Annotated in this window: 13 protein-coding genes and 1 pseudogene; 7 read left to right on the forward strand and 7 right to left on the reverse strand. The window is 55.0% G+C overall.

Features of this window, described 5'->3' with window-relative positions:
• Nucleotides 1–131: 131 nt before the first annotated feature.
• From LY85_RS10495 to LY85_RS19795, 6 genes and pseudogenes are all read right to left on the reverse strand, one after another.
• Nucleotides 132–869, reverse strand: a complete 738-nt coding sequence (locus tag LY85_RS10495) for a pseudouridine synthase (protein WP_141826607.1) — start codon at nucleotides 867–869, stop codon at nucleotides 132–134.
• An 83-nt stretch (nucleotides 870–952) separates the two neighbouring features.
• The gene (locus tag LY85_RS10500) at nucleotides 953–1,609 is read right to left on the reverse strand and encodes a DUF4830 domain-containing protein (RefSeq protein WP_052010758.1); all 657 of its coding nucleotides are present in this window, start codon (nucleotides 1,607–1,609) and stop codon (nucleotides 953–955) included.
• A gap of 93 nt (nucleotides 1,610–1,702) precedes the next feature.
• Entirely contained in the window at nucleotides 1,703–3,775 is a 2,073-nt protein-coding gene (locus LY85_RS10505) for an elongation factor G (protein WP_141826608.1), read from the reverse strand.
• A 248-nt stretch (nucleotides 3,776–4,023) separates the two neighbouring features.
• A complete protein-coding gene (gene fba, locus LY85_RS10510) occupies nucleotides 4,024–4,962 on the reverse strand; it encodes a class II fructose-1,6-bisphosphate aldolase (protein WP_141826609.1) in 939 nt (312 codons plus the stop codon).
• Between the two features lie 110 nt (nucleotides 4,963–5,072).
• Complete coding sequence (locus LY85_RS10515; protein WP_347562454.1) at nucleotides 5,073–5,603, reverse strand: hypothetical protein; 531 nt, start codon at nucleotides 5,601–5,603, stop codon at nucleotides 5,073–5,075.
• Nucleotides 5,580–5,843: pseudogene (locus LY85_RS19795) on the reverse strand (DNA glycosylase); the annotation flags it as partial. The gene LY85_RS10515 and the pseudogene LY85_RS19795, both read right to left, overlap by 24 nt.
• A 627-nt stretch (nucleotides 5,844–6,470) precedes the next feature.
• On the opposite strand from LY85_RS19795, the gene LY85_RS10520 reads away from it, so the two are divergent.
• The 6 genes from LY85_RS10520 (at nucleotide 6,471) to LY85_RS10545 (ending at nucleotide 13,038) form a co-directional block, all read left to right on the forward strand.
• Nucleotides 6,471–7,856 carry a PTS mannitol transporter subunit IICBA gene (locus LY85_RS10520; protein ID WP_038326082.1) on the forward strand — a complete coding sequence of 462 codons (1,386 nt, stop codon included), beginning with the start codon at nucleotides 6,471–6,473 and terminating at the stop codon, nucleotides 7,854–7,856.
• Nucleotides 7,857–7,943: 87 nt separating this feature from the next.
• Nucleotides 7,944–10,037 carry a BglG family transcription antiterminator gene (locus LY85_RS10525; protein ID WP_141826610.1) on the forward strand — a complete coding sequence of 698 codons (2,094 nt, stop codon included), beginning with the start codon at nucleotides 7,944–7,946 and terminating at the stop codon, nucleotides 10,035–10,037.
• A 34-nt stretch (nucleotides 10,038–10,071) separates the two neighbouring features.
• Entirely contained in the window at nucleotides 10,072–10,524 is a 453-nt protein-coding gene (locus LY85_RS10530) for a PTS sugar transporter subunit IIA (protein ID WP_141826611.1), read from the forward strand.
• 41 nt (nucleotides 10,525–10,565) lie between these two features.
• On the forward strand, nucleotides 10,566–11,831 hold the full coding sequence (locus LY85_RS10535; RefSeq protein WP_141826612.1) for a zinc-binding dehydrogenase: 1,266 nt from the start codon (nucleotides 10,566–10,568) through the stop codon (nucleotides 11,829–11,831).
• 34 nt (nucleotides 11,832–11,865) lie between these two features.
• Nucleotides 11,866–12,774 carry a 1-phosphofructokinase gene (pfkB, locus tag LY85_RS10540; protein ID WP_141826613.1) on the forward strand — a complete coding sequence of 303 codons (909 nt, stop codon included), beginning with the start codon at nucleotides 11,866–11,868 and terminating at the stop codon, nucleotides 12,772–12,774.
• Nucleotides 12,775–12,780: 6 nt separating this feature from the next.
• Nucleotides 12,781–13,038 carry an HPr family phosphocarrier protein gene (locus LY85_RS10545; RefSeq protein ID WP_038326089.1) on the forward strand — a complete coding sequence of 86 codons (258 nt, stop codon included), beginning with the start codon at nucleotides 12,781–12,783 and terminating at the stop codon, nucleotides 13,036–13,038.
• 105 nt (nucleotides 13,039–13,143) lie between these two features.
• Here the strand turns inward: LY85_RS10545 and LY85_RS10550 are convergent, their stop codons facing one another.
• Complete coding sequence (locus LY85_RS10550; RefSeq protein WP_141826614.1) at nucleotides 13,144–14,241, reverse strand: NlpC/P60 family protein; 1,098 nt, start codon at nucleotides 14,239–14,241, stop codon at nucleotides 13,144–13,146.
• A gap of 228 nt (nucleotides 14,242–14,469) precedes the next feature.
• Here LY85_RS10550 and rlmB point away from each other — a divergent pair, with 228 nt between their 5' ends.
• Nucleotides 14,470–15,237, forward strand: a complete 768-nt coding sequence (rlmB, locus tag LY85_RS10555; protein WP_038326090.1) for a 23S rRNA (guanosine(2251)-2'-O)-methyltransferase RlmB — start codon at nucleotides 14,470–14,472, stop codon at nucleotides 15,235–15,237.
• Nucleotides 15,238–15,249: the final 12 nt, after the last annotated feature.

Consider the following 15,249-nt stretch of genomic DNA (forward strand, 5'->3'; position numbering starts at 1 on the left):
AAATTCAAACCGTTTCTCATTTCGTGAATTCATGATAACAGATGCGACCGGGGATTAACAGCCGTTTTTTATCCAAACTTTGCGTTTTAGAATTATGGAAATCTGATAAAACACAAAAACAGGTCCCGAATTTAGTGTATATTGGATAGCGAAGATTGGCTGAAAATGGCGGATCTCTCCTGCTTGTCCAGCTCCCGTACGGCTCCCGGGGCCAGCTTTTCATCCAGCTTCAGCCCGCCGATCTGTACCCGCTTCAGCTTCAGCACCTCGTTGCCGCGCGCCAGAAACATCCGCTTCACCTGGTGGAACTTCCCTTCGCGGATCTGTACGCGGACAAGCGGATGCTCCCCGTCCTCCAGGACCTCCAGCCTCGCCGGCAGGCACGTCCTGTCTTTCAGCTCCACCCCGTTTTCAAACGCGGCGATGTCCTCCGGGCCGGCCGGGCGGGCCAGAACCGCCTCATAGAGCTTGTACACATGGCTTTTCGGCGCGAGCATCCGGTGGGCGAACGCCCCGTCGTCGGTAATGATGAGCAGGCCCTCCGTGTCCCTGTCCAGCCGTCCCGCAGGGAAGAGCCCGCGCCGCCTCTGCTCCGGCGGCAGCAGGTCCACCACGGTCCGCGCGCGCGTGTCCCGGGAAGCGGAGAGCACCCCGGCGGGCTTGTTCATCATCAGATAAAGGAACTCCCGGAAATTCAGGGGTTCCCCGTTCACCGTCACCTCGTCAGACTGCGTGTCCACCTTATAGTCGGCTTTTCTGACCACGCTGCCATTCACCGCAACAACGCCGCGGCGAATCATCGCCCCGGCGTCCCTGCGGCTGCCCAGATTCTGCGAAGCCAGTATTTTGTCGAGCCGTTCCATGCTCATTTGCTCATCCCCCGTGTTTTCACTGTCCCTTTAGTTTAAACGATTCCGGCGCGCCGGTCAATGCGGACTTTGCCCCCGCCCGTTCAGTCCGTAGGCCAGGCGTTTGCCGGAATTTCAGAAGCAGTGGCGGCGGCAGCGTCGTTCGGGCTGGCGGAAGCCGCGTTGGGCGCCGCAGAAGCGGCGTTGGGGTCCGCCGAGGCCGCGTTCGGATCAGCGGAAGCCGTGTTGGGATTCTCCTGGATTGGCTCCCCGTAATCGTTGCTGCTCTTCTCCCCGGAGAAACCGGCCATAAAGCCGTCAAGCTGGACGGTGCTCAGGTCGCCCCCGATCACCCTGTTGTCGTAAACAAGCAGAGTGGCCCGCACGTCGGTTGTCTGCGGATAGTTTGTGACCGCATAGATCCACTGCTTGCAAGTTTTCCCCGCGTATGGGGTCAGGTCAAGCCCCTGTTCTTTCTGGATATTGTTATATTGGAGATAGACGTCGTCGAACTGTGCCGGAATCATCACGTCCTTCACTTCAATCGGTTCGGTGTTTACCTGCCAGCCAAACTGTTTCAAAAAGGAAACGCGCTGGTCGTTTGAACCCGCGGTAAGGGTATACTTCTTCCCGTCGGCCGAAGCAACCGGTCCGGAATGGAACAGCTTCGTCACAACGATCGCCGCGGTCACCACCAGTAAAACTGCCGCCAGCCCGATCAATATCTTTTTTCTGCCGGCTTTAATCGAAAAAATAAACATATTCCCGCCCCCTTGTATAAAGATAAATATGCGGGAGGACGGAAAAAAATGCAAAAACAGCCCCCGTTTCCGGCGGCTGTTTGCATTCGTCTTTTATTCTTGCGCTTCTGCGGCTTTCGCTTCCTCAATCACCTTCTGGGCCACCTGCGGCGGGGCCTCCTCATAACGGCAGAAATCAAAGGTGAACGACCCTCTGCCCTGGGTGGACTGGCGCACGAAGGTGGTAAAATCGTGCATCTCCGCCATCGGTACCTCGGCTTCCACGACCTGCCTGCCGTTCTCCGCCGGGTTCATCCCCAGCACGCGGCCGCGGCGCTTGTTGACCTCGCCCATGACATCGCCCATGTTGGCGTCCGGCACCGTGCATTTCAGCGTGCCGATCGGCTCCAGCAACACGGGGTTCGCAATCGGCATACCCGCTTTGTAAGCGAGGTTCGCCGCCATTTTGAAGGACATTTCAGAGGAATCCACCGGATGGTACGAGCCGTCGTACAGCGTCGCCCTCAGCCCGACCACCGGGTATCCGGCGAGCGGCCCTTTTCCAATGGACTCGCGCAAGCCCTTTTCCACCGCGGGGAAGAAGTTCTTCGGCACCGCGCCGCCCACGACGCGCTCGCCGAACTCGAGGCCCTCGCTGTCACAGGGCTCAAATTCGACCCAGATATCGCCGAACTGCCCGTGTCCGCCGGTCTGCTTCTTGTACCGGCCCTGCACCTGCACCTTCTTGCGGATGGTTTCGCGGTAAGGCACGCGCGGCTTCTGCAGCGTGACCTCCACGCCGAATTTATTTCTTAACTTGGAAATGATAATATCGAGATGCTGCTCGCCCATACCGGACAGCACCATCTGATGCGTTTCCGCGTTGGTTGTGAATTGAATGGTGGGATCTTCGTCCACTAGGCGGAAAATGCCCTGTGCGACCTTATCCTCTTCGCCCTTATTCTTCGGCACCACCGCCATGGAAAGCGTGGCGTTCGGGTAAGTGATCCCTTCCAGCGTGACCTTTCTTGCCGGAGAACAGAGCGTGTCGCCCGTGCTGACGCCCTGCAGCTTCAGTACCGCGCCGATATCGCCGGCGCCGATATAGGGAGCGTCCTCCTGCTTCTTGCCGCGCATCATGACCGTCTTGCCGATGCGCTCCACATTTCCCGTGCGCATATTGATCAGCTGGGAATCCGTCCCCACTTTCCCGGAAATCACCTTCAGGTAGGACAGCTTGCCGATAAACGGGTCGGCGATGGTCTTGAACACGATCGCGGCGGCGGCAGCGTCGTCATTGACCGAAAGCTCCACCGGGTTGCCGTCCACATCCGAGCCGATTTCCCCGCTTTTCTCCTCCGCACAGGGAGCCAGCCAGGTCAGGCCGTCCAAAAACTGCTCCATTCCCCGCATCAGCAGCGCGTCCCCGCAGAACACGGGGCTGATCGTGCCGGATTTCACGCCCTTGCTGACGCCTACGATCACTTCCTCCGGCGTAAACTGCTCGCCGGAAAAATATTTTTCAAACATTTCGTCGCTGGTCTCCGCTACCGCCTCGTAAATCGCGGTGCGCAGTCCTTCCAGCCTGGTTCCCATGTCCGGCATCTTCACTTCCACCGGTTTGCCGTTCTGGTAATCATAAGCCTTGTATTCCAGCATGTTGATGTATATGTTCGCCTTGCCGTCCTCAATAAACGGCACCACAACGGGGCAGACGGACGGGCCGAAGCTGGCCTTCAAATCTTCAAACACCTTGTAGAAACGCGCGCTTTCGTCGCACAGGCCGTTGACAAAGAAAATTTTCGCAAGGCCGCGTTTGTTCGCCGCTTCCACCGCCTTTTCCGTACCCACGGACACGCCGCTTTTGCCGGAGACGGCGACCAGTACGGAATCCGCCGCGCGGACCGCCTCGCACATGCCGCCCTCAAAATCGAAAAGACCCGGAGCATCTATCAGATTAATTTTATGATTTTTCCATTCCAAAGGGGCCACCGCAGTCGTCACGGTGATTTTTCTCTTGATCTCTTCGGGGTCGAAATCGCAGACGGTGCTTCCTTCGCCGACCTTGCCAAAACGGTCGGTAGCACCGGACAGATACAGCATAGCCTCCGCGATGCTGGTTTTCCCGGCGCCGCTGTGTCCCGCAATTGCAATGTTGAGAATGTTCTTTGCATGATACTGTTTCATTATAGATACTCCTTTCAGGGATTGATTGTTACAACCATACAATTGTGCAACCAAATTTACGATAATTATAGCTTGTTTTTACAATGATTACAATCCCAAATTGCTAAAATTTCCGCTTTTCATGCAATAATCTGCCCCGGAAAGCCCCTTTGCCGCCGCGCACAGCCAAAACGGGTGTTTTTCGGCCGCAAACGTAAAAAAGCCCGTCCGGAAACCGGACGGACCTTTTTACATGGAAACGAACTATTTTATGCTTTGCCCGCGCAGCCCAGAACGGTAGTGATCTTATGCGCTACCATGTCCTTGATTGCCGTGCGTGCGGGAGCAAGGTATTGTCTCGGGTCAAAATGGCTCGGATTTTCCGCGAAATATTTGCGGATGCTCGCCGTCATGGCAAGGCGCAGGTCGGAGTCCACGTTGATCTTGCAGACAGCCATCTTCGCGGCCTCGCGAAGCATTTCTTCCGGAATGCCGATGGCGTCCGGCATCTGCCCGCCGAACTGGTTGATCTGCTGTACGAACTCGGGAATGACGGAGGAAGCGCCGTGCAGCACAATCGGGAAGCCCGGCAGACGGTTAGCGACCTCCTGCAGGATATCCAGGCGGAGCTTCGGATTCTGGCCCGGCTTGAACTTATAAGCGCCGTGGCTTGTCCCGATCGCGATCGCAAGGGAGTCCACTCCGGTGCGCTTGACAAAGTCCTGCACCTCGTCCGGATCGGTGAACTGGGCCTTGTCGTCCTCGACCTTTACGTCGTCTTCCACACCGGCCAGCTTGCCCAGCTCGGCTTCGACGGTCACGTTGTATTTGTGCGCGTATTCCGCTACCTTGCGGGCTTCCTCCACGTTTTCCTCGTAGGGCTTGGAGGAACCGTCGTACATTACGGAGGTAAATCCGCCGTCAATGCAGTCCTTGCACAGCTCATAGGAAGAACCGTGGTCAAGGTGCAGGGCAATCGGAATATCGGGGTTTTCGATCACGGCTGCTTCGACAAGCTTTGTCAGATAGGTGTGGTTCGCATATTTACGCGCGCCCGCGGAAACCTGAAGAATGACCGGTGCTTTCAGTTCCTGGCAGGCCTCGGTAATACCCTGAACAATTTCCATGTTGTTGACGTTGAACGCGCCGACGGCGTATCCCCCGGCATATGCTTTTTTGAACATTTCTACTGTATTGACTAATGGCATGGTAATTACCTCCCAATGATATGATAAGACTATTATATCCCAAAAAAAGGGAAAGGGAAAGATTAAATTTTAACAACCCGCAAAATCCCTTCAAACCGGGCGTTCCGGCGTCAGGCGTCCTTTTCAAATAATGCCGGATTGCTGCGGCTGTAATGAAAGATGTACTGCTGGGCGATCCCGGCGTAGCGGCCGAAGCTTTCCGGCTCCCTGCCGGGAAACAGCACCCGCATCGCGCGCTTCATCCACACGTCCATCGGGAACGCCTCCAGCCGGTGCAGCCCGTAAAGCAGGGTGCAGTCCGCCACCTTCGGCCCCACACCGTGAATCGTCATCAGGCGTTCGCGGGCTTCGGGGAGCGGCGCGGTTTTGAGCGCTTCCAGGTCGACTTCTCCCTGCGCCACCTTGCGCGCGGCGCTCAGAATATATTTGGCGCGGAACCCGCAGCGGATTTCCGCAAGCTCTTCCTCTCGCAGGCACGCGATTTTTTCGGCTTTCGGAAAAGCGAAAACGCCTTCCCCGATCCTTTCGCCGAAGCCGGTGCAGAACCGTGCCACGATTCCCTTGATTCGCGGAATATTGTTGTTCTGCGAAAAGATGAAGGAGCACAGCGCCTCCCACGGCTCCTGATTCAGGATCCGCATGCCGGGCGCGAATTTGGCCGCCCGGGCCAGCGCGGCGTCGCCTGCCGCCAAGTCTTCCCGGATTTTCCCGTAGTCGAGCGGCAGATCGAAATAATTCCGCCAAAAGGGGTCCCGCAGCGCCTGTTCCCGGTTCTCCTCAGAAATATTTAAAATCCTGCCGGAGGCGACGCCCGTGTAGGAACCGTCCTTCTGCCTGTCCCAGCGGAAGCACTGCCCGCAGTCCAGCGTCTGCTCCAGATCGAAGCTGTCTGTTTTCTTCCCCGTAGGTCCGTCCCCCTTTCCAAAGCGTTAGCGGCTCTGCCGCAGTCTGCCGGTTCGTCCGCAGACCGGAAAGCTTTGCTTCCGTTTCTATCGCAAAATTATTATAGCACAGTTAGGTAAAGGTTAGAATACTGATTGTTTTCAAAGTTTTAAATGGCGGGTTGACATAATTATGTATACATTTCCTATTCACAACCGGGAAAGCGGGGTGGTTTCCACACTTATTAACATTTTCAACAGAGTTTTCAACAGAGAATCGGGAGTATTCCACGACGTTATGTAAACTTTTGCAAATACTGTGTGTATAAATGGCTCCACGACTGGAAAAAAGCGGCGCATATTCCAGTTACTCTCTGTATAGGAGTCGAAAGGGCGGCGGCCCGTCTCCATTTTTTGGCGCCTCAAAGCGGGATTCCATGGGGATTTTTTGACTCCGCAAAAATCAAATCTGGCACTTTGCACAAAATATAGAATTGCAGTTATTAAAATTTGGCATCATTTCCGTGTGCCAAATCTGTTTTTGTTTCTCTTGAGAAAGTATTACGCTCCGGCTTATAATCATAGCAGAAATATTTCGGAACAATTTATTGAAAGGCGGAGTAAATAATGAGAGAGAAAGTTCAAAGCTTCGGCAGATTCTTAAGTGGCATGGTTATTCCGAACGTCGGTGCCTTTATTGCGTGGGGCCTTATCACTGCAATGTTTATCGCCACCGGCTGGACGCCGAACGAAAAGCTTGCGGCGTTGGTGGACCCGATGCTGAAGTACCTGCTTCCGCTCCTGATCGGTTACACAGGAGGCCGCATGGTCGGCGGACAGAGAGGTGCCGTCGTCGGTTCGATTGCTTCTATCGGCGTAATCATCGGCGCGGACATCCCAATGTTCCTCGGCGTTATGATTATGGGCCCTCTGGGCGGCTATCTTATCAAGCAGTTTGACAATCTGGTACAGGGAAAAATCAAAGCCGGTTTTGAAATGCTGGTCGATACTTTCTCAGCAGGCATCATCGGCGGCATCCTCGCAATCATTTCGTTCCTGCTGATCAACCCTCTGTGCGTGGCTCTGACCAACGGCATGGCTGCCGGCGTCGATTTCTTCGTAAAAGCGGGCCTGCTGCCGCTGGCACAGATCTTTATTGAGCCCGCGAAGGTTCTGTTCCTCAACAACGCGATCAATCACGGCATCCTGACCCCGCTCGGAATTGAGCAGGCCGGCAAGGTCGGCAAATCCATCTTCTTTATGCTCGAAGCAAACCCGGGCCCCGGCCTTGGACTGCTACTTGCATACTGTATCGCAGGAAAGGGCTCGGCGAAGAGCTCCGCTCCCGGCGCAATCATCATCCATTTCCTCGGTGGTATCCATGAAATCTATTTCCCCTTTGTCATGATGAACCCCATTCTGTTTCTGGCAGTTATTGCCGGCGGCATTACCGGTTCTTTTGTAGAGGGTATCATGGGTGCAGGACTCGTCGCTCCCGCAGCTCCGGGCAGCATTATCGCTTTTCTTCTGATGACCCCGAGGGGCGGATTCTTTTCTACCATTGTCGGCGTAACCTGCGCCGCGGCAGTCAGCTTCGCGCTTTCGTTCGTACTTTTGAAGGCAACGGCGAAGGACGAAGACAACCTTGACGAAGCCAAAGACAAAGTAAAGGCAATGAAGGCCGGAAAAGCAGGAAAAACCGCACCTGCTCTGCGCAAAGTCAACATCAGCAAAATCGTCTTCGCGTGCGACGCAGGCATGGGCTCCAGCGCAATGGGCGCAACCGTTCTCAGCAAAAAGCTGAGGGAAGCCGGTCTGGATATTCAGGTTCTCCATTCCTCGATCGAGGACATTCCGCGCGACGTTCAGATCGTCGTCACCCATCACGAGCTGATGGAACGGGTGAAGAAAGTCGTTCCGAACGCGCAGCTCGTAACCATTACCAACTTTATGGCGGCGCCGGAGTATGACGAGCTGGTCAATCAGCTGGGCGGCCTCGCTTCGGCAATATAGCAAAGAAAACCGGTTTTAATCCGTACATAAACACGGTATACGAAGCGCGCAAAAAATAGTACCATTGGGTATCAGGAGGGGTTACAAATGACTTTTACACCGCGTTTAAATCATTTGTTCCGTATTTTACTGAAAAATACGGAGCCCGTTTCTGTAAGCGAGCTTGCTTCCCTGCTGAACACCAGCAAGCGGACGCTTTTCCGCGATATGGAAAACGTCGACTCCCAGCTTCGCGCCTTTCACCTGAAAATCAACGCAAAGTCAGGGGTGGGAATCCGGCTGGAAGGAAGCGAACAGGACAGGGAAAGACTTGCCCAGGCGCTTCTCAGCGAAGAGGAACCGGAACCCATGGATAAGGAATCCAGAAGGAAACGCCTGATTCTGGAGATTCTGAAAAATCAAAGCGTACAGAAGCTTTACTATTACTCTAATCTGTTCAAAGTCAGTGAAGGGACCGTCAGCAATGACATGGACGTCATTGCCGACTGGTTCCGGGAAAACGATTTGGATCTATCCCGGCGGCAGGGCTACGGTGTTGCTCTGGAAGGCACCGAGGAAGCCTACCGCCGGGCGCTTTCCCAATTTATTTATGAAAATATCGGCCGCGAGGAATACTGGGAGGCGTCTTCCGGTATCAACGGAAACCCGGCTGAGCAAATAGACGTTTATCCCCTGTTGGATGCCAAAATTTTCAATCAGGTGATCTCCGCGCTGAAAACGATTCCGAACAGGAAGCTGGAACGGTTCACGGAATCCTCCCGCTTCAGGCTTGTCATCTATCTTTCCATCGCGGTAGAAAGAATTATCAGACAGAAAACTATCTCCATGGAACCGGAAACCATCGAAAAACTGAAAGCAACTGAGGACTATGTGCTCGCCGACACCATCGCGGATATGCTGGAGGATTCTTTCCAGTTCAAAATCTGCGACGAGGAAAGGGCATATATCTGTATTCATATTAAAAGTGCAAAACAAAAATATATTGATAAAAATCCGGACGACGATTTTTTTATCGACCATTATGACCTGATCCGCATGATTTACCGGATGATCGAGCGGTTCGACCCGGAGATGGCTCAGGAGCTGAAAACGGATGAAGTCCTGCTGAGCGGGCTGATCGTCCACCTGGACCCCACCCTGATCCGGCTCAAGCACAACATGGCCATTCAGAACAATATGCTGGACCAGATCCGCGCCATGTATCCGGATATCTTTGAGAAAAGCAAAAATGCCGCGCAGGTCATCTGGGAAAGCTACGGCTTTGCCGTACCCGACGCGGAAACAGGTTACCTTGCCACCCATTTTGGGGCGGCGGTCATCCGCCTGAAAGAGAGAAAGCTCCAGCGCAAGGTCGTCACCATCGGCGTTGTCTGCGCAAGCGGAATCGGGATTTCCTATCTGATGTCCTCCCGCATAAAAAACACGTTCAAGGCGGATGTCCTGCTAAAGACATACGCACAGGAGGATTTGGCCGAAGGAACCCCGCCGGATATCGACATCCTCGTCTCCTCCTTCCCCCTCAAGGATGTTGCGTACCCGTATCTGCTGGTCAGCCCCCTGCCTACAGATGAGGATCTGGAAAAAATCCGGGAAGAGATCAACCGCTGCGCCTATGTGGAAACGGGTCAGCTCCCGCCTGAAACAAAGAACGGGAGCTCCTCCGGCCACCTGCACAAAACCTGGGATATGGCGGAAAGCATCCAGTCCGTGCTTTCTCAGTTCGGGATTTCGTACACGGATGAGAACATCAAGTTCGCGGAGCTTGTCAATCAGGCAAGCCAGCGCTTCGGCGACAGCGACACAGACCGCAGGCTGATTTTCAACGATCTTCTCGCCAGGGAAAAAATCAGCTCACAGGTGGTGGTCAGCTATCAGTTCGCCCTGCTTCACGCGAGGACCGGCGGCGTAAGAAAACCGGTGTTCTCCGTAATCCTGCCCAACCATCCTCCTTTCTGCAGCGAATATTTAAAGGGCGCCGTGCTGGCGGTCGTCATGCTCATCCCCACGGGCTCCGACGGGAAGGAAAACAGCCAGATGATGGGGAAGCTCAGCAGCGCGCTGATTGAAGACGAAGATTTTCTGAACGCGCTCAAATCCGGGGACCGGGACGTTTCCTACGCAAAAATACAGGAGATCCTGGAGGGCTACTTTGCTCAAAAAATCAAAGAGCTCTACCTGTGAAGCCGGTCCATTCAAAGAAGGTGGTACACACATTATGTTTTTTAAGAAAAGCACAAAAAAGCCGGAGCTTCTGATGAAGCGGAACATTATCCTGAACTGCAGCGCCGTAAACAAAGAAGAGGCCATCCGGCGCGCGGGAGAGCTGCTGGTCGAAAGCGGCTATGTCGCAAAACCCTACGTCGACGGCATGCTCGCGCGGGAGAAAAAACTCTCCACCTGTATCGGCAACAGCATCGCCATCCCCCACGGAGAAAGCGAAGTGAAAAAGGAAATCGCGTCCTCCGGGCTGGTGGTCCTGGTGTATCCGGACGGGATTTTGTGGGACGGCGAAACCGTCTACCTTGTGGTGGGCATCGCCGCGGTCGGAGACGAGCACCTGGAAATTTTAAGGAATATTGTTGAGAAGCTGGATACGCCGGAGAAGGTGGAAACCCTTGTAAAAAGCAGGGACGCCGATCAGATCTACCGTTTATTCAGCGGCGATTGAATTTTGGCTTCCGGCCGCATGGGCCGGAGAAAGGAATCACTATGAAGACGAAAGCAGTCAGAATGTATGGAGCAGACGATTTGCGGCTTGAGGAATTCGAGCTGCCGGAAATAAAGGACGATGAAATACTGGTCAAGGTTGTCAGCGACAGTATCTGCATGTCCACCTATAAGCTGGTAAAGCAGGGGAAAAAGCACAAGCGCGCCCCTCAGAATATTGACACGAATCCCGTGATCGTCGGGCATGAATTTGCCGGCGACATTGTAAAGGTCGGGGCAAAGTGGCAGGATGAATTCACCCCGGGCGAAAAATTCGCCCAGCAGCCCGCCCTGAATTACAAGGGGAGCCTCAATTCCCCCGGCTATTCCTACGAATTTTTCGGCGGGGACTGCACCTACTGCATCATCCCGCACGAGGTGATGGAACTGGGATGCCTGCTGCACTACCACGGCCCCAGCTACTTTGAGGCCTCGCTCGGCGAGCCGATGTCCTGTATCATCGGCGGCTTCCATTCCAACTACCACACCAATAAGCGCAATTATGACCACGCCTCCGGCGTCAAAGAAAATGGTGCGCTACTGATCATGGGCGGCGCGGGCCCCATGGGCCTAGGCGCGGTGGAATACGCCATCTGCCTTGAGAAAAAGCCCCGCCTGGTCGTTGTGACCGACGTCAGCGAGGACCGTATCGCGCGCGCGGAAACGGTGGTCCCGGTTTCCAAGGCCGCCGCGCAGGGCGTAACGCTGAAATACGTCAATCCGAATCAGCTGGAGGACCAGTACGAAGGCCTGAAAGCGCTGACCGGCGGCAAGGGCTACGACGACATCCTCGTCATGGCGCCCATCCGTCCTCTGGTAGAACAGGCGGACAGCCTGCTCGCCTTTGACGGCTGCCTCAATTTCTTTGCGGGTCCGACGGACAACAAGTTTTCCGCCAATATCAATATGTATAACACCCATTACATAAGCACCCACATCATGGGCTCCACCGGCGGCAACACCGACGACCTTGTGGAAGCGCTCGACCTGTCCGCCGCCGGAACCATCAATCCGTCGGTAATGGTCACCCATGTGGGCGGCCTGGACTGTGTCGCCGACGCAACCGAAAACCTGCCCTCCATCCCCGGCGGCAAAAAGCTGATTTACACCCATATCAATCTGCCGCTGACGGCCATCGACGATTTCCGCGCCTTAGGCGAAAAGGATGAGCTGTTCAAAAAGCTGGCGGACAGCTGCGAAAAGCACAGCGGTCTGTGGAACAGCGAAGCGGAACAGATTCTGTTTGCGCATTACGGACTGAACGGCTGAAAACTTATCAATAGGACTGCGGGGGTACACACCATTGATTTATACCGTAACATTTAATCCCGCGCTCGATTACATCACGGATGTCCCTGATTTTCGCGAGGGCGAAATCAACCGGAGCAGCGGTGAAAAAATCCTGAGCGGCGGAAAGGGAATCAACGTTTCCATTGTGCTGAAAAACCTTGGGATCGACAGCACGGCGCTCGGCTTCATCGCCGGATTTACCGGGGATGAAATCGAACGGGGCGTACGGTCCTTCGGCTGCAACACCGATTTCATCCGGCTGGACGGCGGACTGTCCCGTATCAACCTGAAAATCCGCTCCAAACGCGAAACAGCGGTAAACGGCGGCGGCCCGCTCATCCCCCCGGAAAAAGTTGACGAACTGTTTTTGCAGCTCAGCTCCCTTTCCGACGGAGATATCCTCGTTCTCGCAGGCAGCATCCCTTCCTCCCTGCCGGCCGACACCTATGAGACCATCATGGAACGGCTGCAGGAAAAAAAGATCCGCATTGTGGTGGACGCCACCGGGCAGCTGCTTCTGAATGTCCTGAAATTCCGGCCGTTTCTGATCAAGCCCAACCGGGAGGAACTCGAAGAGCTGAGCGGACGGGCGCTGAAAGGCGAAAAAGAAATCATCCTGGCCTGCAAGGACCTTCAGGTGCTTGGCGCGTGCAACATCCTTGTGTCGCTGGGCGGCGACGGCGCGATCCTTGTCAGTGAAACAGGCGGCGTTTATCAGAGCGCGGCCCCGCAGGGCAGGGTTGTCAACACCGTCGGCGCGGGGGATTCCATGGTGGCCGGCTTCCTGGCGGGATACCTGAAAAACAGGAGCCTTCTCGAAGCTTTCCATACCGGGATCGCCGCCGGAAGCGCCAGCGCATTTTCCGAAGACCTTGCGACCGGAAAAGAAGTTTCCGCTCTGCTTAAAACAATAAAGGGGTGAAAAATGATGAAAGAGTTCCGCTATGTCATTCAGGATAAGGAAGGAATCCACGCCAGACCCGCCGGTCTTTTGGTTCTGGAAGCACAGAAGCACGCCTCGGAAGTCACCATCAGCAAAACCGGGAAAAAAGGAAACGCAAAAAAACTGTTTTCCGTTATGAGCCTTGCGGCCAAAAAGGGCGAAGAGGTTACGGTTACGGTGGAAGGCTCCGACGAGGAGCAGACATTCAAGGATATTCAGGCCTTTTTCAGGGCAAATTTATAAGATTACAAGATTTCATGATGATACATCTCCATCTCACTCACGCACAATTTCTTCCATCTGGAGAGACCGGCGCCAATGCAGAAGCATTGGCGCCGGTCTCTTGCTCTATTCTTCTGCATCCTCGATTTTCCCGTCGCACAGAACGACCTTGCGGTCCTGTATTCTGTAGGTTCCGTCCCTGACATAGGTGAGGGTCGGCACCTGCAGATAATGTTCCCAGCCGCGCCCTGCAAGCTCGGTCTTTACAACGCCGTACCGGTTCCCCCTGGCCTCGATCACCTCGCCCCCGCCGACATAAACGCCGATGTGGCCGCTCCTGTGGACCGCCAGACCCGGGGTGTCCGGCATCGCGGAAATATCGCCCTTGACCTCAGCCGACTCGAAAAGGCCGTCCGCCGTACAGTCCGGCAGAGCGCCCTGCCGCTTTGCGGAGATTTCCCCCGTCGACTCGTCCAGCCAGCAATACGCCTTGATCAGCCCGCTGCAGTCGAAGCCCGGCCTCCCCCCAAAATTCAGGTAGATAGCGTTTACCTGCTCCCCGCTCAGGTCCGCCCGGTCCACCCCGTCGAACCGCTGCTGCTGTTTTTGCAGAAAGGGCATCCGGATCGTCTGGCCGACCGCCCCGTAAACATAGCCGCTTTTGCAGGCCAGCGCATTCCAGGCGAAATTGGCAAGGCCGATATTGTTTTTCAGCCCATCCCCGCTTTTCAGATTTTTTTGCAGCAGGGAAACGGAATCGACATACCCGGGCGCCAGCTCCGTACTCAGTCCTGTCATCGACTTTCTCTGCGCACTGTCGACCGAAAGGCCGAATTCCAGCTCGATCCTCTCAAAAATCCCGTCCGTATCCTCAAAGGGTATGGGCGTATCCTTTTCCTCTCTATAGAAACATTTTACAAGGCGCTCCCTCACATTGCTTTTGTCCGGGTACCGGCTGTTGTCAAACAGGGTGATGTAGACGGCATACAGCAGCTGTGTGTTGATCTGTTCCCCCTGAGGGGTACGCAGGAGCACCTGTGAAACCAGGGGCTTGAAATCCTCCGACACCGTTTCCAGCGCGTATTCCCTCAGGCTTTCCTTCTGCCCGGCGCAGCTTTTTACAACGGAAACAATCAGAAGAAGCACCATCAGCAGGATGCCGGCGGCTGCCCAAAACCGTTTTTTTATGATAATTCGCGGAATACTATGTCTTGTGACGATCATGATTGCCGTACCTCCTGAATCTTTCCTATGCACAGACGGGGAAAAGTATGAGCAAACCGGAAAAGTTTTGAAGTTCCGCTCATTGACGGGCATGTCCATATCTGCTAAAATAGAAAATGTATAGTTAATTTGAAATTCAAAGTAGGCGGGGAAAATCCGCCCTTTCCCGGACTCCGGGCGAATTTTGGAAGATTGTGCCATATTTATGAAAATAGGGAGTAAAAATAGATGAACGAAGAAAAAAAGCAGCGCGGCGACGACATTATTGCGGGAAGGAACGCCGTGAGCGAAGCCATGCGCAGCGGACGCAGCATCGACAGCCTTTACGTTGTCCGCGGGGCGCACACCGGCAGCCTGAGCGCGCTGATCGCCAAGGCAAAGGAGAAAGGGATCGCCATTAAGGAAGCGGACGGCAAAAAGCTGGATTTCCTGTGCGGCAACGCCAATCATCAGGGCGTGGTCGCCGTAGCGGCGGTCAGGGAATACGCGACCGTCGACGATATTTTCCGGCTTGCCGAAGAGCGGAACGAGCCCCCGTTCATCATTGTGGCGGACGAGCTGGAGGACCCGCACAATCTGGGCGCGGTTCTGCGGGTGGCGGAATGCGCCGGCGCGCACGGTGTCATCATTCCCAAGCGGCGCGCGGCGGGCCTGACCTACGCGGTCGGAAAGGCCAGCGCGGGCGCGGTGGAATACGTCCCGGTCGCCAGGGTGACGAACATCACCGCCGCCATCGACGAGCTGAAAAAGCGCGGCGTCTGGATTTACGCCGCCGATATGGACGGAGAGCCCTGGTGCGGCGTGGATTATTCCGGCCCGGCCGCCATTGTGATCGGCTCCGAGGGCGCGGGTGTCGGGCGGCTGGTAAAAGAAAAATGTGATTTTGTCATATCTTTGCCGATGAAGGGTAAAATAAATTCGCTTAATGCTTCGGTCGCCTGCGGCATCATCTGTTATGAAATTGCACGCCAGCGCAGTGGGATTAAGACAAAATAATACAGGAGCGAT

Source organism: Clostridium sp. KNHs216 (genome assembly GCF_006714885.1).
Lineage (GTDB): Bacteria > Bacillota > Clostridia > Oscillospirales > Acutalibacteraceae > Caproiciproducens.

Coding starts and splice junctions, on each gene's coding strand:
- LY85_RS10495 (WP_141826607.1), bottom strand. CDS start 869: ATGAGCATGGAACGGCTCGACAAAATACTGGCTTCGCAGAATCTGGGC.
- LY85_RS10500 (WP_052010758.1), bottom strand. CDS start 1,609: ATGTTTATTTTTTCGATTAAAGCCGGCAGAAAAAAGATATTGATCGGG.
- LY85_RS10505 (WP_141826608.1), bottom strand. CDS start 3,775: ATGAAACAGTATCATGCAAAGAACATTCTCAACATTGCAATTGCGGGA.
- fba (WP_141826609.1), bottom strand. CDS start 4,962: ATGCCATTAGTCAATACAGTAGAAATGTTCAAAAAAGCATATGCCGGG.
- LY85_RS10515 (WP_347562454.1), bottom strand. CDS start 5,603: ATGCGGATCCTGAATCAGGAGCCGTGGGAGGCGCTGTGCTCCTTCATC.
- LY85_RS10520 (WP_038326082.1), top strand. CDS start 6,471: ATGAGAGAGAAAGTTCAAAGCTTCGGCAGATTCTTAAGTGGCATGGTT.
- LY85_RS10525 (WP_141826610.1), top strand. CDS start 7,944: ATGACTTTTACACCGCGTTTAAATCATTTGTTCCGTATTTTACTGAAA.
- LY85_RS10530 (WP_141826611.1), top strand. CDS start 10,072: ATGTTTTTTAAGAAAAGCACAAAAAAGCCGGAGCTTCTGATGAAGCGG.
- LY85_RS10535 (WP_141826612.1), top strand. CDS start 10,566: ATGAAGACGAAAGCAGTCAGAATGTATGGAGCAGACGATTTGCGGCTT.
- LY85_RS10545 (WP_038326089.1), top strand. CDS start 12,781: ATGAAAGAGTTCCGCTATGTCATTCAGGATAAGGAAGGAATCCACGCC.
- LY85_RS10550 (WP_141826614.1), bottom strand. CDS start 14,241: ATGATCGTCACAAGACATAGTATTCCGCGAATTATCATAAAAAAACGG.
- rlmB (WP_038326090.1), top strand. CDS start 14,470: ATGAACGAAGAAAAAAAGCAGCGCGGCGACGACATTATTGCGGGAAGG.